The organism is Micromonospora sp. NPDC005203, assembly GCF_042872705.1.
GTDB lineage: Bacteria > Actinomycetota > Actinomycetes > Mycobacteriales > Micromonosporaceae > Micromonospora.
On the sequence record NZ_JBIAKV010000001.1, the window covers coordinates 26,372 to 48,146 of the forward strand.

Genomic DNA, 21,775 nt, shown 5'->3' on the forward strand with positions numbered 1-21,775 from the left:
CAAGAGGTTTGCGTCAGATGCGCGCCGAGCGATGACGCAAACCTCTTGATCGACGGCGGGCCGGCGGGGCGAGTGAGTGGGGCGGGGTGGGCCGGAGCGGTGGGCAGTAGGATGCGGGGTCGTGCGCGTTCTTTTGGTGGGTGGTGGCGGGCGGGAGCATGCGCTCGCGCTCGGGTTGGTGCGCGATCCGGCTGTTTCGGCGCTGATTGCTGCGCCGGGCAACCCGGGGATCGGCGCGGTGGCTGAGCTGCGGACCGTGACTCCGACGGATCCGGCCGCGGTCGCGGCACTGGCCGTGGAGGCAGCCGCCGACCTGGTGGTGATCGGCCCGGAGGCGCCGCTGGTCGCCGGGGTCGCCGACGCGCTACGCGCCAAGGGGATCGCCGTGTTCGGCCCCTCCGGTGCGGCCGCTCAGCTGGAGGGTTCCAAGGCGTTCGCCAAGGACGTGATGACCGCCGCCGGCGTGCCGACCGCCCGAGCGTACGTCTGCACGGACGCGCAGAGCACCGCCCGGGCGCTCGACGAGTTCGGTGCCCCGTACGTGGTGAAGGACGACGGTCTCGCCGCCGGCAAGGGTGTGGTGGTGACCGACGACCGGTCCGCCGCCCTGGCGCACGCCGCCGACTGCGGACGGGTCGTGATCGAGGAGTTCCTCGACGGCCCGGAGGTCAGCCTCTTCGTGGTCACCGACGGCGAGGCGGCCCTGCCGCTGCTGCCGGCGCAGGACTTCAAACGGCTCGGCGATGGCGACACCGGCCCGAACACCGGCGGCATGGGCGCGTACGCACCGCTGGCCTGGCCCCCCGCCGGCCTGGTCGACGAGGTCATGCGCGACGTGGTCCACCCGACGCTGGCCGAGATGCGCCGTCGGGGCACCCCGTTCGCCGGCCTGCTCTACGTCGGGCTCGCGATCACCTCGGCCGGCCCCCGGGTGATCGAGTTCAACGCGCGCTTCGGTGACCCGGAGACGCAGGTGGTGCTCGCGCTCCTGGAGACCCCGCTGGGCGGGCTGCTGCACGCGGCGGCCACCGGCACGCTGGCCGAGCATCCGCCGCTGCGGTGGCGGGATGGCAACGCGGTCACCGTGGTGCTGGCCGCGCCGGGCTATCCGGCCGCGCCGCACACCGGCGACGTCATCACCGGCGCGGACCGACCGGGCATCATCCACGCGGGCACCGCCCGCCGGGCCAGCGACGGCGCGTTGCTATCCGCCGGCGGCCGGGTCCTCTGCGGTACGGCCACCGGCCCCGACCTGGCCGCCGCGCGGGACGCCGCGTACGCGCTGGTGGACGGCGTGGAGTTGGCCGGCTCGCAGCACCGCACCGACATCGCCGCCGCCGCGATCGACGGCCGGATCACGATCCCGAGCTGACTCCCCGCATCGGTGGGCGGGTGCCTGCCTCTCACCGCGAACGTCCGCAGGGGCGGGTCGGGCTGATGGAGGGTTCCACCCCCGGTTCCGGGCCGTAGCTCGATGCCTCCGTGCCGGCGCAGCGGATCGGCGTGCGCGCGGCCAGTGTGTTCGCCCCGCTCCGGTGCCGCCGCACGACACCCGAAGCCCGTGCACGACCTGCCACCACCACGGCCCGCCGACAATCCACCCGGTTAGATCCATCACCCTCCTGGTCGAGCGTGCCGACCGAAGGGGTGGATGAGCCGGTCTGGCGAGGTTGTCGCCCCCGTGGGGCAACCCGGCGTTGCTCGGGCCACGACTTAGCGGTGTCGGAGGCACAGCGACGGGAGGAGTGGAGATGCGGGTTTGCGGACGATCACCGTGCTGTTGGTGGCCGGTGGGAGGACAGGTCCGAGGATGCCGCTGAGCGGGAGATCGGTCGAACGGTCCGCGGCCGACGCGGACTACACCGAGTGCGTTCGCGCTGGTCTGCCGCAGTGGCGCCGGACGGCGTACCTGATGTGCGGTGACTGGCATCAGGGCGACGACATCGTGCAGCGGGTGCTCACCGAGCTGTACCGCAACTGGCCCCGGGCTCGGCGGGCCGACAGCCTGAATGCGCTGGTCCGGACGATGTTGATGCGGCGGTTGATCGACGAGCGGCGACGCCGCTGGGCTCGGGTGCTGCTCACCGACCTGCTACCGGAGCGGCCCGCACCGATCGCCCCGGATGCCACGGAGCGGCTCGATCTGGTTGCGGCGCTGCGCCAGGTCCCGCCGCGGCAGCGGGCCGTCCTGGTGCTGCGGTTCTTTCAGGACCTGACGGTGGAGGAGACGGCACAGGCGCTGGGCTGCGCGCCGGGCACCGTCAAGAGCCAGACCGCCAAGGGGTTGGCGACGCTGCGAGGACTGCTCACCCCCGTCCGAAACGACGTGCCGACCGCCATGCAGACCGGCCAGGCGAGTGGCACGCCGACCAACGCGTGGGCCCACGGGAGTTGACAATGATCGACGAAATGGATGTGGCGCGCTTGATGCGCGCCGAGGTCGAGGCGGCCGAGACACCGTCCGCCGTGGTGAACATCGAACGGGCGATGACCGCCGGGCGGCGGCAGCGCCGGTACGTGCGCAGCGCGGGTGCCGCACTGGCGGTGGTCGCGGTGGTCGTCGGCGCCGTCACGGTGCCGGGCCTGGTCGCGCCGCCGGACAGGTCGTCGTCGGCGCCGCCGTCGTCACTGAACCTGTTCGGCGCCCTGGCTCCGCTGGAGCCGTACACCGGAAAGGTGCCGTCGCCCGACACGTCCCGGATCCCGGCCGCGTTGGAGACGATCGACCCGACCGTTCAGTACGTTCGGTTCGGTTGGTTGCCGTCGGGGCTGGCCAGTCTGCAGTACGGGGCGGGTCTGACACAGAGTGGCCCGGGTGTCTTTCTGAACGGGCATTCCGGCGATCCGCAGAACTGGGCAGGGGTCTCGGTCGACCTCTACCCGAAGGGGGTGACGCCGAAGGCGCCGCAGGTCATGGGTGTTGACCAACGGGCACCCGTCGTGAGTACGGTGCCCGCACCCGATGTGCGGGGCGCGGCGGCGACCTTCACCCTGTACGACGTCGACGGCACTGACCGCCTCACCCTCCGCTGGCAGTACGCCCTGGACGGCTGGGCCGAGGTCGATGTCTCACCCTGGGCGGCGGGGCAGGATGCCCGCGAGATCGCCCTGCACGTGGCGCAGAAGCTCAGGTTCAGTACGACCGAGCGGGTGCGGATGCCGGGCCGGGTCTTGGGGGTGCCGCAGAACCTGCGGCTGATCTATGCGACTGTCAACGGGCCACTGACCCCGGACGGCTGGCGGTGGTACGCCGGCGTCAGTTACAGCGCCTTACCCCCCACCGCGAACCCCGGTACGCAGTGGTCGAAGACGCTTGACGTGAGCTTCTCCCCGTACGTCGAGATGACCGACAAGATTCGGGCCGAGTTGGACGGGAAGCTGTTGCACGAGCCGCCGAACACCACCATCGACGGTCATCAGGCGGCCTTCTACGCTGCCGCTGATCCGAGCGGGTTGGAGAGGCTGGATGTGATTGACGTGCGGGGGATGGTGGTCCGCATCGACGCACACCACGGCACGCTCGATGAGCAGGGCACCAAGGGCCTGTTCCAGCGCCTCGACCTCGCCGGGGCCAAGCAGGACTGGCGGCCTTCGCTGATGGTCGACTGACGGGCGCGGTCACCGCCCCGGAACTCGCCGGTTTCCGCCGACGGTTGCGGGGCGGTCAGCCGTAGTAGCGGCGTAGCTCTCGGCTGAGCACCTTGCCGGTGGCGTTACGGGGCAGGTATTTCACGAGGATCACGTCCCGGGGGACGGAGAATCGGGCCAGGTAGTGCCGGACGTACTCGCGTACCGCCTCGGGGTCGAGCGTCTCGCCCGGGTGCAGGGCGAGGAACGCGGACAGTCGCTGGCCGTACTCCGCGTCCGGCACGCCGATCACCGCCGCCTCGCGGACCTGGGGTAGTTGGGCGAGCAGGTCCTCCACCTCGGATGGGAAGACGTTCTCGCCACCGGAGACGATCATGTCGTCGGCTCGTCCGTCGACGAAGAGCAGCCCGTCGGGGTTGAGTCGGCCGAGGTCACCGGTGTCGAGCAGGCCGTCGTGGGTCTCCCGGCTGGCACCGGAGGTGTACCCCTCGAAGAGCATCTCGTTGCCGACGAAGATCCGCCCGACCTGGCCGGGCGGCACCGGCTGCCCGCTGTCGTCGAGCAACTCCAGCCGGGTGCCGTGGGGTGGCCGGCCAGCCGTGGTGGGTGCCTGGCGCAGATCCTCGGGAGCCGCGAGGGAGGCCCAGGAGACCTCGGTGGAGCCGTAGAGGTTGAACAGGACGTCGCCGTAGACGTCCATGAACCTCGGAGCGAGCCCGCCGGGCAGGGCGGAGCCGCTGACCGCGACGACCTTGAGCGGGGGGCGCGGGTCCGGCGCGGGCACCTCCAGGAGCCGCTGCACCATCACCGGTACGGCGAACAGCGCGTCACACCTGTGCGCGGTCAGGGCGGTGAGCGTGGCGACCGGGTCGAAGCGCCGGTGCAGCACGATGGTGGCCCGCAACGCGAAACAGACCTGGAGGGCGGCGAACCCCCAGGTGTGGAAGATCGGTGCCGCGATCATCACCCGGTCCCGGGCATGCAGCGGAATGCGGTCGATGATGGACACCAGCGGGCCGAAGCCGCTCGGCGTGGGTCGGCGGGCGCCCTTGGGCGCACCTGTCGTGCCGGACGTGAGCACGATGATCCGGCCGTCCCGCTCCGGCGGCTGCAGGTCACCCGGCAGCGCCCCGGCGACCAGTTCCTCGCGGCCTCGTTCGTCGAGGCGGGGCAGCTCGGCGGGGAGGCCGAGGACCCGCTCGGCGAACTCGTCGTCGTGCACCAGCAGCCGCAGCCGCTGCTCCTCGGTGACGGTGCCCAGTTGGGCGGCGGAGAGCCCGGTGTTGACCAGCACGACGTCGACGCCGAGCAGGGTAGCCGCGACGATCGTCTCGATCAGCCCGTGGTGGTTGCGGCAGAGCACACCGATCCGGTCACCGGCCTGTACGCCGAGGCCCGCCCGCATCGAGCGGGCCATCCGCTCGGCCCGGTCGAGCAGATCGTGGTACGTCAGCTCGTCGCCGTTCTCGTCGATGACCGCCGTCCGGCCGGGGTCCCGGGCGGCGGCCTGGCGCAACTCGCCGCCCAGGCTCCATCCCCACGTCCGCAACGCGTTGAGCTGCGCGGCGACCCGGACGGGGCTACCGGGGGTGAGCAGTCCACGACGGGTCAGCGTGGCGATGCTGAACGGCAGGTCCATGCCGCAGACCTCCTCGGGGTGGTGCGCGGACAGGGCAGCGGATCTCCCCGTCCGTCAGGGCGTCGTCCTTGATCATGCACTGGGTCCGGCGGAAGGCCCAGTTCGCGTCCGTGTGGGGTGACGAACACGGCACAGATCGTGGAATCCGGTGGCGACCGCGGTGTGCGGAGGCCGGGGCTTCGACGCCCGGCTGCGCCGAGTCAGCGGATCTGCATCCCGGAGATCGCGCGGGAGATGACCAGTCGCTGGATCTCGGAGGTGCCCTCGAAGATGGTGTAGATCTTGGCGTCGCGGTACCAGCGCTCCACCGGGTGATCGCGCAGGAAACCCGCACCGCCGAGTAGCTGCACCGCCTTCTCGGTGACCGACACCGCGACCTCGCCGGCCTTGAGCTTGGACATCGATCCCTCGCCCGCCGTGAACGGGCGGTTGTTGCGGCCCATCCACGACGCACGCCAGACCAGCAGCCGGGCTGCGTCGATCTCCATCCGCATGTCGGCGAGTGCGAACGCGACAGCCTGGTTCTCGACGATCGGCCGTCCGAACTGGATCCGGTCCTTCGCGTAGTCCAGGGCGTACTCGTAGGCGGCCCGCGCTACGCCGAGCGCCTGCGCGCCGACGGTGGGTCGGGTCAGTTCGAAGGTGCGCATCGCGGCCTGCCCGGTGGCCCGCTGACCGGAGCGGGCGCGGTCGAGGCGTGCCAGCAGGGCGTCTCGTCCGCCGAGCAGGCAGCGGCCGGGCACACGTACCCCGTCGAGGAAGACGTCGGCGGTGTGGGACGCGCGCAGGCCGAGTTTGCGCAGCTTGCGGGTGGCGGCCAGGCCGGGGGTGCCCGGGGGTACGACGAACGCGGCCTGGCCGCGGGAGCCGAGCGCGGGGTCGACGGAGGCGGTGACCACGTGCACGCCGGCGATCCCACCGTTCGTGGCGTACGCCTTCTGGCCGTTGAGCACCCACTCGTCGGTGGCCTCGTCGTAGGTGGCCCGGGTGCGCATCGCGCCGACGTCGGAGCCGGCCTCCGGCTCGCTGGAGCAGAACGCGGCGACGGCGGGTGAGTCGACGTCGCCGAAGCACTGCGGCACCCACTCGATGAGTTGGTCCGGCGTGCCGGCGCCGTAGATGGCGGCGACGGCGAGCGAGGTGCCGAAGATGGAGAGGCCGATGCCGGCGTCACCCCAGAAGAGTTCCTCGCTGGCGATCGGCAGGGAGAGCCCGGTCGGGTCGGCCCAGCAGGTGGCGAGGAACTCGAAGCCGTATAGGCCGACCTTCGCGGCCTCCTGGATCACCGGCCACGGGGTTTCCTCGCGCTCGTCCCACTCGGCGGCGGCCGGGCGCACGACCTCGGCGGCGAAGCCGTGCACCCAGTCGCGCAGATCCCGCTGTTCCTCGTTCTCCTCAAGCGAGAACTCGGCCATGTCAGGCCTTGGGGATGTCGAACAGGTTGGCGATGTTGGCGGCGAGGCCGAGGTCGCCCTTCGCCTTCAGCTTGCCGGTCATGAACATCATCACCGGGTTGGCGCCACCGGAGACGATCTTCAGGAACTCGACCGGACCCATGGTCAGGCTCAGCTTCGGGTCGTGCTGCGGGGTCTCGTTCACCACGCACGTGCCGTCGGCGATGACCACCTCGTAGGTGTCGTTGCCGCCGTCGGGGCGACCGGTGATGACCCAGTGGATGACCGCGTTGGTGGAGCCCGCCCGGTCCGCGCGGAACAGCGACGGCATCCGACCGAACACCTCGCCGAGGATCTTGCCGCGCAGGTCACCGGACATCACCTGGGCGATCTTGTCGTCCGGCGTGGACTTGACCAGCTGGGCGAACTCCTTGGGGCCGACGTTGGCGAAGGTGGCCGGGTCGAAGTCAGTCATCAGGTGCGCCTTCCGGAAGATATGGCTACTCGTGCGTAACCCTACGCACGAGTAGGTATGCTCGCAAGGTGTCCACACCGCCCGCCTTCAAGCGCCTGCCACGCGCCGTTCGTGAGCAGCAGATGCTTGACGCGGCCGTCAAAGTCTTCTCCCGACGTGGCTTCCACGCCGCCAGCATGGACGAGATCGCCGAGGATGCCGGCATCTCCAAGCCCATGGTGTACGCGTACCTCGGCACCAAGGAAGAACTCTTCGTAGCCTGCCTGCACCGGGAGGGCACCCGCATGATGCAGGCCATCGCCGGCGCCGCAGCCCCCGACCTGCCGGCCGACGTTCGGCTCTGGCGAGGGCTGAGGGCGTTCTTCGGCTTCGTGGGCGCGCACCGCGACGGCTGGGCGGTGCTCTACCGGCAGGCTCGGGGTGAGCAGCCGTTCGCCGGCGAACTGGCCACCATGCGTGCCCGGCTGGTCGAGGTCGTCGCCGGAATGCTCGACCACGCACTGCGCGCCGAGGGTCGGGAGATCGCCGCCGTCGACCTGGAGGTCGTCGCGTACGCCCTGGTCGGCGCCACCGAGTCGCTTGCCGACTGGCTCGCGGACCACCCGGAGGCCGACCCGGAGAAAACCGCCACCCGGATGATGAACGTGGCCTGGCTGGGCGCCGGTCAACTCCTGCACGGCGTCGTCTGGCGCCCGGCCGCCGACTGACCGCCCGAAAGCCAGCGCACCGGCCGGGCCGCCGCCCGAATGTCAGCGCGCAGGCACCCGGCGCACCGGCTCGTCCGCCGTCGCCGATCGCGCGGATCGGCGACTCCGGCCCAGCCAGCGAACCACCTCGACGATCGTCGTCACCCCCAGGGCGAGGCCCAGACCAAGCAGGAGACCGCGCAGCGGGTCCTGCTCGAAGGCCATCCCGCCGAGGTATCCCACCAGCCCGGAGTAGAGCCCCCACGAGCCGGCGGCGAGCGCGTCGAAGGCCAGGAACCGTCGGCGGGGATAGTGCACCGCGCCCATGGTGAGGGTGACCGCCGTCCGGCCGCCCGGCACATAGCGGGCCACGGTGAGGATGAGTCCTCCCCGCGTGGCGATGCCCCGACGCGCCCACTCGATGGCCCGCCTACGCCGACCCCCGGGTGGGAGCCGGTCGAGTAGCCGGGTGCCACCACCCCGGCCGATGGCGTACGAGACGTGATCGCCGATCAGGGCCCCGGCCGCGGCCACCAGAATCACCGCGGGGAGGTACGGCGCGCCGGAGGCCGCGAACACCCCGGCGGTGATCACCGCCGTCTCGCTCGGCACCACCGGAAAGAAGCCGTCGAGCACCGCGATCGCGAAGATCGCCAGGTACACCCAGGGCGAGGACATCGTCTCGTGCAGCAGGTCGAGCAGATCCATGCCCCGATGCTGGTGTGGGCGGCGGTTCCTGCCATCGGCCAGTGGTCAGCGGGACGCCATCACTTAGGTCTGGTTCGGCCCGGAGGTCGGGTAGGGGTCATCCCCCAGGACACCCGCAACCGACGGTGTGGGGCGAGCCGAGCCTTCGGCGGAGCCCTACGCTCACCCTGTGGCCCCCAGCGCCGTCGCCCTCCGGCGGGTCGTTCAGCGGTACGCCCCGCTGCTGCTCGCCGTCCTGGTCGCCATCGCCGTCTGGGCCAGCGCGACAGGTGACCTGGGGGTTCGCTCGCCGCTGCCGGGCGCGGTCGTGCTGATGCTCGCGGTGGGCTCGGGCTGGGCCGCCAGCACGGTCCGGAGCCGTCGCTGGCCGTTGTTCCTGGCCGCGGCGGTCGGCTGGTTGGTGCTCGCCGCCGCGGCCGCCGGGGTGGTCGCCTCGTACCAGGCGGGGTTGCGGTTGCGGGGTCGCCGGCTCGCCGGCTACCTCGTTGGTGCGGCAGTGGTGCTGGCCGGCGGGGTGCTCGTCGGTCTGGCGGTGGGTGGCGTACGCCGGATCACCACCGCCACCACCGGCAACGTGTTCCTCCTCGCCGCCGGTCTGGTCGGGCTCCCGTTGGTCTTCGGTCTCTGGGTGCGGGCCCGCCGGGACACGCTCGCCGCCCTGCGGGACCGGGCCGAGCGGCTGGAACGCGAACAGGAGGCCCGCGCCGACCGGGTCCGCGCCGAGGAGCGGACCCGGATCGCCCGCGAGATGCACGACGTGGTCGCGCACCGGGTCTCGCTGATGGTGGTGCACGCCGGGGCGCTGGAGGTGACCGCGGCCGACCCGGCGACAGTCGAGGCCGCCGCGCTGATCCGGACGACCGGACGGGAGGCCCTCACCGACCTGCGCGAGGTGCTGGGCGTGCTGCGGCAGGCCGGTCCGACAGTGCTGCCGGAGCGAGGGCTCGACGCGTTGGACGAACTGATCGGGGAGTCCCGTGTCGCCGGGCTGCTGGTGCACCGGCGGGACGAGGGGGTGCCGACGGCGCTGCCGGCGACGGTGGGGCGCACCGCGTACCGGGTGGTCCGGGAGGCGCTGACGAACGTGCGCAAGCACGCCGCCGACGCCGAGACGACCGTGTGCCTGCACTACCTGCCCGACGGGCTGGAGGTGCGGGTCCGTAACGGTCCGTCCGACGGCGGCCGGTCCCTGCCCGGTGCGGGTCAGGGGCTGCTCGGGCTGCGCGAGCGGGTGGAGTTGCTCGGCGGCCGGCTGGAGGCGACCCCGGTGGACGGCGGCTTCCTGGTCCGCGCCCTGATTCCGCTGGCGGGTGCGGCGTGATCCGGGTGGTGGTGGTCGACGACGAGCAACTGCTCCGCGCCGGGCTGCGGCTGATCCTGGAGGCGGCCGAGGACATCACGGTGGTGGGCGAGGCGGCGGACGGCGCTGGCGCGTTGGAGCAGGCCCAGCGGTTGCGTCCCGACGTGGTGCTGCTCGATGTGCGGATGCCGGGCGTCGACGGGCTGACCATCGCGCCCGACGTGGTCGCCGCCGGACCGAAGGTGATCATGTTGACCACCTTCGACCTCGACGAGTACGTGCACCGGGCGCTGCGGGCCGGGGCGGTCGGCTTCCTACTCAAGGACACCCCGCCCTGGGAGTTGGCCGCCGCCGTCCGCACGGTGGCCGCCGGAAACGCGATGCTCTCCCCGACTGTCACCCGGCGCCTGATCAGCTCGTTCGCCGAGCGCGGTCCGGCCCGCCGGGAAGCGGCTCGGGAGCGGCTGGCGCCGCTGACGACGCGGGAGTTGGAGGTCGTCCGGGAAGTGGCCCGCGGGCACGGCAACGCGGAGATCGCCAGGCGGTTGGCGATGGGCGAGGCCACCGTGAAGGCACACGTCAGCCGTGCGCTGGCGAAGCTCCAGGCCGGCAACCGGGTGCAGTTGGCCATCCTGGTGTACGACGCGGACCTGCTGTGACGGTGTCCCGCCGCCACCGGGCCGGTCAGTGGCGCGACCGGTGTCGCAGCCAACGGATGCCCTCGATGCCCAAGGTGACGAGCACCGACAGGCCGATCCCGGCGAGGACGCCCTTGACGGGGTGGCGCTCGAAGGCCAGCCCACCGAAGTAGCCGAGCAGCCCGCAGTACAAAGCCCAGGTGACCGTCGCTATCGCGTCGTAGAGCAGGAACGACCGGCGGGGATAGCGCACCGCGCCCATGGTGAGGGTGACCGCCGTCCGGCCTCCCGGCAGGTAGCGGGAGGTGGTCAGGATCAGCCCGCCGCGCCGGTTCAGCGCGCGTCTCGCCCATTCCGAGCTGGCCCGTCGGCGGCTGCCGTCGGGAAACCTGGCGAGCCGGTTCGCGCCGCCACCGCGCCCGATGGCGTACGAGATGTGGTCGCCGGCGCACGCGCCCACCGCGGCGGCGACGATCACCGCCGCCAGGTTGGGATTTCCGCTGGTGGAGAGCACGGCGGCGGTGATGACGGCCGCCTCACCGGGTACGGCGGGAAAGAACGCGTCGACCGCCGTGAGCCCGAAGATCAGCAGGTACACCCATGGTGAGGTGACCAGCTGTCGGAGCAGGTCGAGCGCGGAGTCCATGCCCCCATGCTCGCCGGGTACGACCCGCCCAGGTGCGGAAGCCGCAGTATAGCTTCCACCCCTCCCGCGCCGATCTTGCAATTTCTGCCCTCGCAAGCCGCTGCAAAAGCCGCAGAACACCGACAGAAAGTGCAAGATCGACGGCGGCGTGGGGCTAGCGCGCGTGGACCAGGGATGGTGGGGCGAGGAGTGGGCCGTGGGGGGTCTTGTCGTCGGCGGTGGGGCCGCGCGAGGTCAGCACCACCGGGGTGGCCAGCTCCGTGCTTATCGCCTCCGCCCAGTCCGCCGGCGGGTCGTCGTAGCGGGGGCGGGAGCGCAGCAGGCGGGCGGTGAGCGCGGCCTGCCGGTCCAGGTCACCGGGTGGGCCGGGGGTGAGCCGGTCGCCTGTGTCGTAGCGGCGGCAGATCCGCAGGTCGGAGCCGGTCAGGTCGAGGTGGGTCAGCGCCAGGCCGTCGACCCCACCGGCCGCCGCGAGGGCGTACCGGTGGGCGACCGCGTCGAAGTGGCCGAACCGGAACCGGCCCTGCCACGGGTTCGTGGCGTTGTGCCGGTCGGTGAACGGCAGGCTCGGGTCCTCGGTCACCAACGGGCCGGCACCGTGCCGGGTGGTGACGATCCGCAGCACTCCGACCCGGGTCGCGTCGCCGGACTGGCCCGCCTCGGCGAGCAGGTCGTCCACGTTGGCGAAGGTGGTGGTGCTCCACGTGGTGTACGGGTGGAAACCGTGCCACTCGTCGAGCAGCACCCCCTGTGCCCCCTCGAAGACGCAGGTCCCCGCGCGCAGTGCTCCGGCGAGCCAGTTTCCGTCCACGATCGCGACCCGCCCGGCGAACCCGGTGAACGCGGGCAGGCAGTCCTCGACCGGCGGCGCGTCCAGCGGGCCCAGCTCGGCGGTCAGCCGGTCCCGCAGGGCGGTCAACCGGCGGCGCAGCAGCGCTGGGCTGCGGCAGTCGCCGACCCGGGGCGCGTCGTCGGGGTGGGCGAGACCGTACGCGACGGCCTCGCCCACCCCCAGCCCGCAGGAGCCGTGCCGGTCGGCTCCCCGGGCGATCTCCCGGGCCTGGTTGGCGGCCCGGTGGTACGGGGTGGCGAGCAGCGCGTCGGAGTCGACGGTGAGTCGGTCGAGCGCGTCGGTCACCCCGAGCGTGGCGAGATGGTCGGCCTCGGCGGCCAGCGCCAGCGGGTCCACCACGACGTGGCGCGACAGGTGGGTACGGACACCGGGGTGGAACGTCCCGGCACCGAACTGCGCGAACGTGTGGTGCCGCCCGTCGCGCAGCACGACGTTGTGCGCCGCCTGCGCGCCCCCGTTGAAGCGGATCACCGTGTGCACGGGCCGGGTGGCGCAGAGCCAGTCCACCACCGTGCCCTTGCCGGCGTCGCCGTAGCCGAGGTCGACCACCGCCACGTGCCTCACAGCCTCCTCACCCCACCGGCGGTGTCGGTGAACGCGGGCAGCGTCGACACCTCGGCCCGTCGTCCCCGGCCGAGGCGGGCCAGGGCCTTCGAGACGGTGCCGGTGGCGCGGGAACCGGCGCGGTCCAGGTGGCGCAGGCCCTCGTCCAGGTCGATGGCCTGCTCGCCGAGGCCGATGGTGAGCGCGATGGTCTCGCAGACCGCGTCGAGGTCGTCGAGCACGACGGCGTTCTGGCCGAACAGGTCCCGCCAGAAGTCGAGCACCTTGGCGTTGCCGGCGTAGTGGCTGCCGGCGGGAAGCAGGTAGTAGGTGTCCCAGCGGCGGGTCACCTCGTCGACGACCTGCCGCAGCGGCACGTCCTCGGCCAGGTCGTCGCCGATCAGTTTTGCCACCTCACGAGCCTTCACCTGCTGGTACGCCAGTTCGTCGCCGATGATGAACAGGTAGCCGCGCCGGCCGCGCTTCTCCCAGTTGTCGGTGGCGGTGTGTCGGGCCATGAAGTACATGGCCAGCTCGTACGACTCGCTCATCTGCCCGCCGCCACCGCCTTCGAGGACGATCCGGCCGAGGTCGTCGTCCATCCGGTTGTCCGACTCGAACTGCCCGACCTGCAACGGCACCCGGTCGCAGGTGGCGTCGCCGATCGCGCCGAACATGATCTGCGGGTCACTGGCGTACCCCTGCCGTTGCAGCAGCCCGAGCAGCTGCGGCAGCTTGGTCTGCAGGACGCGTGGCACGGTGCGCATCGAGCCGGTCACGTCGAAGAGCACGGCGACGGGGGTCGACCGCGGGTGCTCGTCGGAGTCGCGGCTCTCGCGCATCGCGTCGCGGGGATCGAGCGCGGTGTGCACGGTGCGTGCCCCGCTGTCGCTGTAGGAGAAGGCGCTCCGGCCGGTCGACCGGCGGTAGCGGTCGGCGGCGTCGTACACGTCGGTGGACCAGATTCCACTGCCCATGACAGCTCCCTAGGGGGTGAGGGTGAAGGGTCGGAAGGTGCGTGGCCCGTAGAGCCGGTCCAGCACCTGGTCGAGTTCGCGCAGCAGCCGCCAGGCGTCGGCGGGCCGGGCGTCCAGGGACCGCTGCCGGCAGCCCCGCGCGAAGGCGTGCAGCTCGCGGGGCGCACGCGACCCCATCAGCCAGCTCATGCAGCGGCTGGCCATCGCGATGTCGGTGCCCGGTCCGGCGGGCCGCTTGCGGGGGACCTCCTCCGGATACCAGTCCTCCTGGCCGGGCACCAGCGCCGGGATGGTGGTGCCGGTGGGGGCGGAGAAACACCAGTCGACGAGCACGACGCCGTGGCCATCCGGCTCGATCAGCACGTGTCGCGGCAGGATCGCGCCGTGCACCACACCCGCCCGGTGGCCCAGGCCGAGCACCACCAGCAGCCGCCGCCACATCCAGGCCGCGTCCCGGGCGTCCAACCCGTCGGGGTACGCGCGCCGCACCTCGTCCAGGTCGTGCAGCCCGGGTGCGGTGGCGATGACGTTGATCCGTCGTTCGGCGCCGGACGCGGTGTCGCGGTGCGGAAACTCGTCGACGAGCCGGGGCACGTACGGCAGGTAGCGCGGGTCGCCGCGCTCGGCGATGGTGCGCAGGGCGTGTGCCTCGCGGGCCAGCAGGTCGTTGTCGGTGGGCCGTCGGGGGAGCTTGAGCAGACGGTCGTCGCCGACGTCGTAGAGGTCGGCCAGGTCGCCGGAGTGGGCCGGCGCGCCGAGCCGGTAGTCGCCAAGGACGGTGACCTGCCGGGCCTGCCACCGGGTGGTGACGTGGACGAACGCGTCGAGGGCCTCGGCGCGTACCGCGGGGTCGGCCGGCAGGCGGTCGGGGTGCAGGGCCGCGACCAGCTCGCGGTAACGCCGGGCCGGCTGGTCCGTGCCGAACAGGTCGGCGTCGGTGTGGGCCGCCGCGACCAGGCCGATGGCCGCCGCCGTCCTCATCGCACCGTCTCCTCGCGGGCGGGACGCAGCAGCGCCGGGTGCAGCAGGCGGGCGTCGCCGGCCCGGTAGAGGCGGGCACGGGGGCCGCCGCGGGAGCCGCCGCGCTCGGTGCTGGCGCCGGTGCTCTCCACGAGGCCGGGCACGGAGAGCACCTTGCGGTGAAAGTTGCCGGCGTGCAGCGGGTGACCCCAGACCGTCTCGTAGACCGTGCGCAGCTCGCTGATCGTGAACTCGGCGTCGAGGAAGCGCGTGGCGAGCGGGGTGTACTCCAGCTTGGACCGGGCACGCTCCAGCCCGTCGTCGATGATCCGACCGTGGTCGAAGGCGAGCTGTCGGCTGGTCAACGCGGTGACCGGCAGCCAGATCGCGGCGTCGGCGTCGGTGCCGGCGGCCGGATCCGGCAGGTCGGGGGCGAACGCGAGGTGCGCGATCGAGACGACACGCATCCGCGGGTCGCGGTCGGGGGTGCCATAGCTGCCCAACTGCTCCAGGTGTACGCGGCGCAGCCGGTCCCCGCCGAGCCCGGTCTCCTCGGCCAACTCCCGTCGGGCGCCGGCGGCCAGGTCCTCGTCGGGTTGGACGAAGCCGCCGGGCAGCGCCCAGTGCCCCGCGAAGGGCTGCTGACCGCGCTGGATCAGCAGCAGGTGCAGTGCGCCGTCGCGGATGGTCAGCGCCACCACGTCGACGGTCACCGCGACCGACGGGTAGGCCCGTGGGTCGTACGCGGCCAGGAACTCCTGCTCGTTCATCGCGTCTCTCTCAGGTTGAGAATATCTCGCTCTGAGAACAACTTAACGCATGCGCGCGCGCCTGCCAAGAGGGGTGCCCGTCAGCGCACCAGACCCGCCAGGTGCGGTCGGCCGCGCGAGTCGTGCAGGGCGAACCCGCCGTCCGGCAGGAGGGCGAAACTCACAGTGCTCGGAAGTGGGATGGGAAGCTTGAAGGTGACCTCGACGGTGTAGGCGTCCGGCAGTCGGTTCTCCACTGCGGCCAGGCAGCGCGCCTTGCTCCACATGCCGTGCGCGATCGGCCGGCGGAAGCCGAACAGCCGCGCACCGAGCAGCGAGGTGTGGATCGGGTTGTGGTCCCCGGACACCCGCGCGTACTCCGTGCCGACCCGGGGCCCCACCCGCCAGCGGGACGTGCCGGCCGGCGGCTCGGGGCGTCCACTCCGGTCGCCCCCGTCAGACTTGCGCTCCCGACCCAGGTACGTCGAGACACCCTCCCAGACCGTCTCGCCGTCGACCGAGCCGACCAGCACCACGTCCACCTGCCGTCCCCGGTCGTGCGGGCGCAGGTTCTCCGCGTACGTCGTGAGGTCGAGGGTTTCGTCGGCGGTGATCGGGCGGTGCACGGTGATCCGGTTGCCGACGTGCACCAGACCGATCAGTGGGAGGGGAAAGTCCGGCGCGGTCATCAGCCGCAGGGTCAGCGGAAAGCCCATGACGTGCGGAAACGTGCCCGGCAGACGATCGGTGAGCCGGAACCCGCAGACCCGGTCGTAGGCGGCCAGGTGCGCCCGGTCGACGCTCACCCCGCGCACGGCCAACTCGACGCCCGGCAGGTCGGGACCACGTCGCCGCCCGCCACCGACACCCGGCAGCGCGCCGAGCACCGCCCGCCGGTGCAACGCCCCGGCCGCCGGCATCCGAGCCAGTTCGACAGGGGTCCGTCCACCGGGCTCCGGCCGGAGCGCCGCGGCCCGTGTCTCCGCCGACAGCGTCTCCGTCGGGCCGTCGATCAGCTCGTGCAGGGAAAGGTGGTCATCCGGCTGCCTCCGAGTGCCCATTACGCCCCCAGCAGGCTCTGGCCGCAGACCCGGACCACATTTCCGCTGACCGCGCCGCTGGCCGGCCAGGCCAACCAGCCGATCGTCTCGGCCACGTCCACCGGAAGCCCGCCCTGGGCCAGGCTGTTCATCCGCCGGCCCGCCTCGCGCACCACCAGCGGGATGCGCGCGGTGAGCCGGGTCTCGATGAAGCCGGGGGCCACCGCGTTGACGCTGATCCCCCGCCCACGCAGGGCCGGGGCGAGCAAGTCGACCAGCCCGATCACGCCAGCCTTGCTGGTGGCGTAGTTGGTCTGCCCCCGGTTGCCGGCGATTCCGGCGATCGAGGAGACCGAGACGATGCGCCCGCCGGTCGGGATGAGCCCCCGCCCCAGCAGCATGTCGTTGATCCGCTCCTGGCAGGAGAGGTTGACGTCGATGACCTGGTCCCACTGGTCGGCGTCCATCCGGCCGAGCGTCTTGTCCCGGGTGATGCCGGCGTTGTGCACCACCACGTCGACCCGGCCGTGCCTGCCGGCCAGGTGGTCGGCGAGCCGGGTCGGCGCGTCCGGTGCGGTCAGGTCGAGCTGTACGGCCGTACCGCCGATGTTGTTTGCCACCGCGGCCAGCGCGTCCCCGGCGGCCGGGATGTCCAGCGCCACCACCTGTGCGCCGTCGCGGGCGAGCACCTCGGCCAGCGCCGCGCCAATCCCCCGGGCTGCCCCGGTGACCAGCACGACCTGGCCGTCCAGTGGGCGTTCCCAGTCGGCCGGGACGGTCGCCTCGCCGGCGCCGACCCGGATCACCTGGCCCGAGACGTACGCGGACCGCCCGGACAGGAGGAATCGGAGCGTCGACTCAAGGCTGGTGCGGACGCCGCCCTCGACACGGGCCGCGTAGACGAGTTGGGCCGTGGTGCCCCGGCCGAACTCCTTGCCAATGCTGCGCACCAGCCCCTCCAGGGCGCGCTGAGCGGTCGCCTCGCGGGGCATCGGGCACTCCTCCGGTGGGGTGCCCAGCACGATCACCCGGCCGCTGGGCAGCAGCGCCCGGGCCTGCGGGTGGAAGAAGTCGTAGAGCTGGCGCAGCTCGGTCGAGTCGATGATCCCGGTGGCGTCGTAGAGCAGTGCGCCGTACCGCCGCGGGTTGTCGCCGGCTGCGGTGTTGGCGGCTGGGTCGGCCAGCTCAACCCCGGCGGCGGTGAGGATCCTGGCGACCGGCTCGGCGAGCAGGCCGCCGGTGGCCGCACCGAGCAGGGCCGGCCCGGCCAGCAGCGGGTCGCCGGGGTGGTGCCGGCGCAGTCGGGGCGGGTCGGGCAGCCCGAGGCGCTTGACCAGCGCGCGGCCGGCGGCCGATTGGACGAAGCTCGCGTACCTGTCGGTCATGGGCGTAGCCTACTGGCGAGTAGGGTTCGAGCAACACAGGTCGAGGAGGCGGATCGTGCAGAGCATCCGGCGGGTCGCGGTCATCGGGGGCAACCGCATCCCCTTCGCCCGTTCCAACTCCCGCTACGCTGACGCGTCCAACTCGGACCTGCTCGGCGCCGCGCTGGACGGCCTGATCGCCCGGTACGGGCTGGCCGGGCAGCGCGTCGGCGAGGTGGTGACGGGCGCGGTGCTCAAACACTCCCGCGACTTCAACCTCACCCGCGAGGTGGTCCTCGGTTCCCGGCTCGACCCGCACACCCCGGCGTACGACATCCAGCAGGCCTGCGGCACCGGCCTGGAGGCGGCGATCCTCGTCGCCAACAAGATCGCCCTCGGCCAACTCGACGTGGGCATCGCCGGCGGCGTCGACACCACCTCCGACGCGCCGCTCGCGGTCAACGAGGACATGCGCCGCACGCTGCTCAAGCTCAACTCGGCCCGCACGCTGGGTGAACGGCTCAAGGTAGCGGCGAAGCTACGCCCGCTCCAACCGTTCAGGCCGGAGATCCCGCGCAACGCCGAGCCGCGCACCGGCCTGTCCATGGGCGACCACGCCGCCCGCACCGCCCTGCGCTGGCAGATCGACAGGCGATCCCAGGACGAGCTGGCGCTGCGCTCACACCAACGGCTGGCCGCCGCGTACGACCGGAACTTCTTCGACGACCTGATGACGCCATACCTGGGGCTGACCCGCGATGCGAATCTTCGCCCCGACACCAGCCTGGAGAAGCTCGGCAGGCTCAAGCCGGCCTTCGGCACCCGCGGCCCGGATGCCGAGCACGCCACCATGACCGCCGGCAACTCGTCGCCGCTCACCGACGGCGCGTCCACGGTGCTGCTGGCCAGCGAGCAGTGGGCGGCCGCGCACAACCTGCCGGTAATGGCCTGGTTCAGCTGGTCGGAGACGGCGGCCGTCGACTTCGTGCACGGCGACGAAGGGCTGCTGATGGCGCCCGCCCACGCGGTGCCCCGGATGCTGGCCCGCGCCGGGCTGACGTTGCAGGACTTCGACTACTACGAGATCCACGAGGCGTTCGCCTCGCAGGTGCTGGCCACCCTCGCCGCCTGGGAGTCGCCGGAGTTCTGCAAGGACCGCCTCGGCCTGGACACGCCCCTGGGCGCGATCGACACCGACCGGCTCAACGTCAACGGCTCGTCGCTGGCCGCCGGACACCCGTTCGCCGCCACCGGGGGGCGGATCGTGGCGACCCTGGCCAAGCTGCTTGCCGAGAAGGGCAGCGGACGCGGCCTGATCTCCATCTGCGCGGCCGGTGGCCAGGGTGTGACCGCGATCCTGGAACGCTGAGCGCAATTTGATCGTGTCTCATTGTCTCTTACATAGAGACAAGCTCGCCGCAACTGCTAACATGTCTCTTATTAAGAGACATGGAGTGGGTATGGTCTACCAAACGCCGCAGTTGGGGGCGGACGACGCCGCTGTGCTGGCTGACGTCCACGAAATGCGCCAAGCGCTGGCAGCGACGCTTCGGGTTCCGCGGCGGTGGCAAGGTGGACTGCGACGCACCATGCTCGCGCGTGCCATCCGTGGCTCCAACAGCATCGAGGGCTACGTCGTGGAGGAGGACGACGCCGCCGCGGCTCTTGATGACGAGGAACCGCTGAGTGCGGACGAGCGCACCTTCGCCGAAATCCGTGGTTACCGGCAGGCGCTCGGCTTCGTTCTCCAGATGGCGGCAGACCAGCACTTCATCTTCGACGCCACCGGCCTGCGCGGGATGCACTACATGATGTTGGCACATGATCTGTCCAAGAGCCCCGGTCAGTACCGCACCGGCCCAATCTACGTCCACGACGAGCGGGCTGACCGGCGAGTCTATGAGGGGCCGGATGCCCAACTCGTTCCGCAACTGGTCGAAGCGCTCGCCAGCCGATTACGAGACGAGCGGGAGGTGGACCCGATCGTGCGCGGCGCGATGGCCCATCTGAATCTCGTAATGATCCATCCCTTCCGCGACGGGAACGGACGCATGGCGCGGGCGCTGCAAACGCTCGTTCTTTCTAGAGAGGCGATCGTCGAGCCGGCGTTCTCAAGCATCGAGGAGTGGCTGGGGCATAACACCGACGACTATTACCGGGTTCTGCTGGCTACCGGTCAGGGCGTTTGGAGTCCCGAGAACGACGCCGCGCTGTGGGTTTCGTTCAATCTTCGAGCACACCACATCCAGGCGCAGACGGTGGCGCAGCGGGTTGAGGAGGCCTCGGCGATCTGGCAAGAGTTGGACCAGCTCACCGCAAAGCACCAGTTGCCGGATCGCGTTACGAACCTTCTGTACGAGGCGATTCTCGGCTACCGCCTCCGCCGCAGCACCTACGTCAAAATGGCCGGAGTCGAGGAGCGGACAGCCACTCGTGATCTAGCTCAGCTGTGCGACAAGGGCCTGTTGCGAGCAGTGGGCGAGCGTCGAGGCCGGTATTACCTGGCCGGTCAGATACTGATCGACGTGCGGACTCGCTGCCGGGAGAACAGGCGGCCAATGAGCGATCCCTATCCGTGGCTCCCGTCTCGCCTGTTGGCGGCTGCCGGGTCGGTCGCCAGCAGTCGAAGCGGCCTGACCACCTGACGGCAGTCCAACTGGGCCGCTGCCGCAGCCCGACATGCACCGAGCTGCGGCAGCGGCCACGACCTCCTTCGGGGGCAGCGCGTTCAGTAGGAGAGAATGAGGTACGTGACGACGATCCCCAACGTGCTGGCCAACCGGTACGCCTCGCCCGAACTTGTCGCCCTCTGGTCTCCGGAGGAAAAGGTCCGGATGGAGCGGCGGCTCTGGCTCGCCGTGCTCCGCGCTCAGCGTGACCTGGGTGTGGCCGTGCCGGACGGTGTGGTCGAGGCGTACGAGCGGGTGCTCGACCACGTCGACCTCGCCTCGATCGCCGAGCGGGAGCGGGTCACCCGGCACGACGTGAAGGCCCGGATCGAGGAGTTCAGCGCGCTCGCCGGGCACGAGCACGTGCACAAGGGGATGACCTCTCGTGACCTCACCGAGAACGTCGAGCAGCTTCAGGTGCGCGCCTCGCTGGAGCTGATCCGCGACCGGGTGGTGGCCACCCTCGCCCGGTTGGCGTGGCTGGCCCACGAGCACTCCGAGCTGGTCATGACCGGCCGTTCGCACAACGTGGCGGCGCAGGCCACCACGCTGGGCAAGCGCTTCGCGTCGGCGGCGGAGGAGTTGCTCATCGCGTACGAGCGGCTGGAGGACCTGATCGCCCGCTACCCGCTGCGGGGGATCAAGGGACCGGTCGGTACTGCCGCCGACCAGCTGGACCTCTTCGACGGCGACGCCGACAAGGTGGCCGAGTTGGAGCGGCGGGTCGCCGAGCACCTGGGCTTCTCCCGGGTGCTGGACAGCGTTGGGCAGGTCTATCCGCGCTCGCTCGACTTCGACGTGCTGGCCGCGCTGGCGCAGACCGCCGCCGCGCCGTCGTCGTTGGCCACCACGATCCGGCTGATGGTCGGCCAGGAGCTGGCCACCGAGGGCTTCAAGCCGGGTCAGGTCGGCTCCAGCGCGATGCCGCACAAGATGAACACCCGCTCGTCGGAGCGGGTGAACGGCTTCGCGGTGATCATCCGGGGTTACCTGTCGATGGTCGGCGAGCTGGCCGGTGACCAGTGGAACGAGGGGGACGTGTCCTGCTCGGTGGTCCGCCGGGTGGCCCTGCCGGACGCGTTCTTCGCCGCCGACGGGCTGTTCCAGACGTTCCTCACCGTGCTCGACGAGTTCGGCGCGTACCCGGCGGTGATCAACCGGGAGTTGGAGCGGTTCCTCCCGTTCCTCGCCACCACGAAGATCCTGGTGGCGGCGGTCCGGCGGGGTGTCGGCCGGGAGGTCGCCCACGAGGTGATCAAGGAACACGCGGTCGCGGTGGCCCTGGCCATGCGCGAACAGGGCTCGCCGGAGAACGACCTGTTCGACAGGTTGGCGGCCGACGGCCGGCTCGGCCTGTCCCGCACCGACATTGACGCTCTGGTCGCGGACCGATCCGCCTTCGTCGGCGCCGCCGCCGCCCAGGTCGAAGCGATCACCCGCCGAATCACCAAGGTAGTCCAAACCCATCCAAACGCCGCAACCTACTCCCCACCCCCCATCCTCTAACCCCACTCCGCCCCGCCCCGGTTGATCAAGAGGTTTGCGT

Annotated in this window: 20 protein-coding genes; 9 read left to right on the forward strand and 11 right to left on the reverse strand. The window is 71.5% G+C overall.

Annotated elements, in window-relative coordinates; all coding sequences use genetic code 11:
• The first annotated feature begins 121 nt into the window (after positions 1–121).
• The 3 genes from purD to ACFYPM_RS00160 all read left to right on the forward strand — a co-directional run bounded on the left by purD (position 122) and on the right by ACFYPM_RS00160 (position 3,609).
• The gene (gene purD / locus ACFYPM_RS00150; protein WP_387189560.1) at positions 122–1,372 is read left to right on the forward strand and encodes a phosphoribosylamine--glycine ligase; all 1,251 of its coding nucleotides are present in this window, start codon (positions 122–124) and stop codon (positions 1,370–1,372) included.
• A gap of 438 nt (positions 1,373–1,810) precedes the next feature.
• Complete coding sequence (locus ACFYPM_RS00155) at positions 1,811–2,395, forward strand: SigE family RNA polymerase sigma factor (protein ID WP_387189562.1); 585 nt, start codon at positions 1,811–1,813, stop codon at positions 2,393–2,395.
• 2 nt (positions 2,396–2,397) lie between these two features.
• Positions 2,398–3,609, forward strand: coding sequence for a hypothetical protein (locus ACFYPM_RS00160; RefSeq protein ID WP_387189564.1), 1,212 nt, complete (start codon positions 2,398–2,400; stop codon positions 3,607–3,609).
• Between the two features lie 55 nt (positions 3,610–3,664).
• Here ACFYPM_RS00160 and ACFYPM_RS00165 read toward each other — a convergent pair whose 3' ends face one another.
• The 3 genes from ACFYPM_RS00165 to ACFYPM_RS00175 all read right to left on the reverse strand — a co-directional run bounded on the left by ACFYPM_RS00165 (position 3,665) and on the right by ACFYPM_RS00175 (position 7,096).
• A complete protein-coding gene (locus ACFYPM_RS00165) occupies positions 3,665–5,227 on the reverse strand; it encodes an AMP-binding protein (RefSeq protein ID WP_387189566.1) in 1,563 nt (520 codons plus the stop codon).
• 200 nt (positions 5,228–5,427) lie between these two features.
• Positions 5,428–6,642 carry an acyl-CoA dehydrogenase family protein gene (locus ACFYPM_RS00170; RefSeq protein WP_387189568.1) on the reverse strand — a complete coding sequence of 405 codons (1,215 nt, stop codon included), beginning with the start codon at positions 6,640–6,642 and terminating at the stop codon, positions 5,428–5,430.
• 1 nt (position 6,643) lies between these two features.
• On the reverse strand, positions 6,644–7,096 hold the full coding sequence (locus ACFYPM_RS00175; RefSeq protein WP_387189570.1) for an SCP2 sterol-binding domain-containing protein: 453 nt from the start codon (positions 7,094–7,096) through the stop codon (positions 6,644–6,646).
• Positions 7,097–7,164: 68 nt separating this feature from the next.
• Between ACFYPM_RS00175 and ACFYPM_RS00180 the strand changes: the two genes are divergently transcribed.
• Positions 7,165–7,803: a TetR/AcrR family transcriptional regulator gene (locus tag ACFYPM_RS00180; protein ID WP_387189572.1), complete on the forward strand. Its 639-nt coding sequence runs from the start codon at positions 7,165–7,167 to the stop codon at positions 7,801–7,803.
• 42 nt (positions 7,804–7,845) lie between these two features.
• Here the strand turns inward: ACFYPM_RS00180 and ACFYPM_RS00185 are convergent, their stop codons facing one another.
• Positions 7,846–8,490, reverse strand: coding sequence for a DedA family protein (locus tag ACFYPM_RS00185; protein ID WP_387189573.1), 645 nt, complete (start codon positions 8,488–8,490; stop codon positions 7,846–7,848).
• Positions 8,491–8,659: 169 nt separating this feature from the next.
• Between ACFYPM_RS00185 and ACFYPM_RS00190 the strand changes: the two genes are divergently transcribed.
• Together ACFYPM_RS00190 and ACFYPM_RS00195 are read left to right on the forward strand one after the other, a co-directional pair.
• The gene (locus ACFYPM_RS00190) at positions 8,660–9,811 is read left to right on the forward strand and encodes a sensor histidine kinase (RefSeq protein ID WP_387189575.1); all 1,152 of its coding nucleotides are present in this window, start codon (positions 8,660–8,662) and stop codon (positions 9,809–9,811) included.
• Positions 9,808–10,449, forward strand: coding sequence for a response regulator (locus ACFYPM_RS00195; protein WP_387189577.1), 642 nt, complete (start codon positions 9,808–9,810; stop codon positions 10,447–10,449). Before ACFYPM_RS00190 ends, ACFYPM_RS00195 begins: the two co-directional genes overlap by 4 nt.
• Positions 10,450–10,474: 25 nt before the next feature.
• Here the strand turns inward: ACFYPM_RS00195 and ACFYPM_RS00200 are convergent, their stop codons facing one another.
• The 7 genes from ACFYPM_RS00200 to ACFYPM_RS00230 form a co-directional block, all read right to left on the reverse strand.
• The gene (locus ACFYPM_RS00200; RefSeq protein ID WP_387189579.1) at positions 10,475–11,074 is read right to left on the reverse strand and encodes a DedA family protein; all 600 of its coding nucleotides are present in this window, start codon (positions 11,072–11,074) and stop codon (positions 10,475–10,477) included.
• 154 nt (positions 11,075–11,228) lie between these two features.
• Entirely contained in the window at positions 11,229–12,491 is a 1,263-nt protein-coding gene (locus ACFYPM_RS00205) for an adenylosuccinate synthetase (RefSeq protein ID WP_387189581.1), read from the reverse strand.
• Positions 12,488–13,447 carry a hypothetical protein gene (locus ACFYPM_RS00210; protein ID WP_387189583.1) on the reverse strand — a complete coding sequence of 320 codons (960 nt, stop codon included), beginning with the start codon at positions 13,445–13,447 and terminating at the stop codon, positions 12,488–12,490. Before ACFYPM_RS00210 ends, ACFYPM_RS00205 begins: the two co-directional genes overlap by 4 nt.
• Positions 13,448–13,456: 9 nt before the next feature.
• Positions 13,457–14,428, reverse strand: a complete 972-nt coding sequence (locus tag ACFYPM_RS00215) for a serine/threonine protein kinase (protein WP_387189584.1) — start codon at positions 14,426–14,428, stop codon at positions 13,457–13,459.
• The gene (locus ACFYPM_RS00220) at positions 14,425–15,177 is read right to left on the reverse strand and encodes an NUDIX domain-containing protein (RefSeq protein ID WP_387189587.1); all 753 of its coding nucleotides are present in this window, start codon (positions 15,175–15,177) and stop codon (positions 14,425–14,427) included. The genes ACFYPM_RS00215 and ACFYPM_RS00220 overlap by 4 nt, the downstream gene beginning before the upstream one ends.
• Positions 15,178–15,257: 80 nt before the next feature.
• Positions 15,258–16,076: a MaoC/PaaZ C-terminal domain-containing protein gene (locus ACFYPM_RS00225; protein ID WP_387191385.1), complete on the reverse strand. Its 819-nt coding sequence runs from the start codon at positions 16,074–16,076 to the stop codon at positions 15,258–15,260.
• Positions 16,077–16,216: 140 nt separating this feature from the next.
• Positions 16,217–17,581: a 3-oxoacyl-ACP reductase gene (locus ACFYPM_RS00230; protein ID WP_387189589.1), complete on the reverse strand. Its 1,365-nt coding sequence runs from the start codon at positions 17,579–17,581 to the stop codon at positions 16,217–16,219.
• Positions 17,582–17,636: 55 nt separating this feature from the next.
• Here ACFYPM_RS00230 and ACFYPM_RS00235 point away from each other — a divergent pair, with 55 nt between their 5' ends.
• The 3 genes from ACFYPM_RS00235 to purB all read left to right on the forward strand — a co-directional run bounded on the left by ACFYPM_RS00235 (position 17,637) and on the right by purB (position 21,735).
• Complete coding sequence (locus tag ACFYPM_RS00235; RefSeq protein ID WP_387189591.1) at positions 17,637–18,929, forward strand: acetyl-CoA C-acetyltransferase; 1,293 nt, start codon at positions 17,637–17,639, stop codon at positions 18,927–18,929.
• Positions 18,930–19,020: 91 nt separating this feature from the next.
• Positions 19,021–20,205, forward strand: a complete 1,185-nt coding sequence (locus ACFYPM_RS00240) for a Fic family protein (protein ID WP_387189593.1) — start codon at positions 19,021–19,023, stop codon at positions 20,203–20,205.
• Between the two features lie 105 nt (positions 20,206–20,310).
• The gene (purB, locus tag ACFYPM_RS00245; protein ID WP_387189595.1) at positions 20,311–21,735 is read left to right on the forward strand and encodes an adenylosuccinate lyase; all 1,425 of its coding nucleotides are present in this window, start codon (positions 20,311–20,313) and stop codon (positions 21,733–21,735) included.
• The last annotated feature ends 40 nt before the right edge of the window (positions 21,736–21,775 follow it).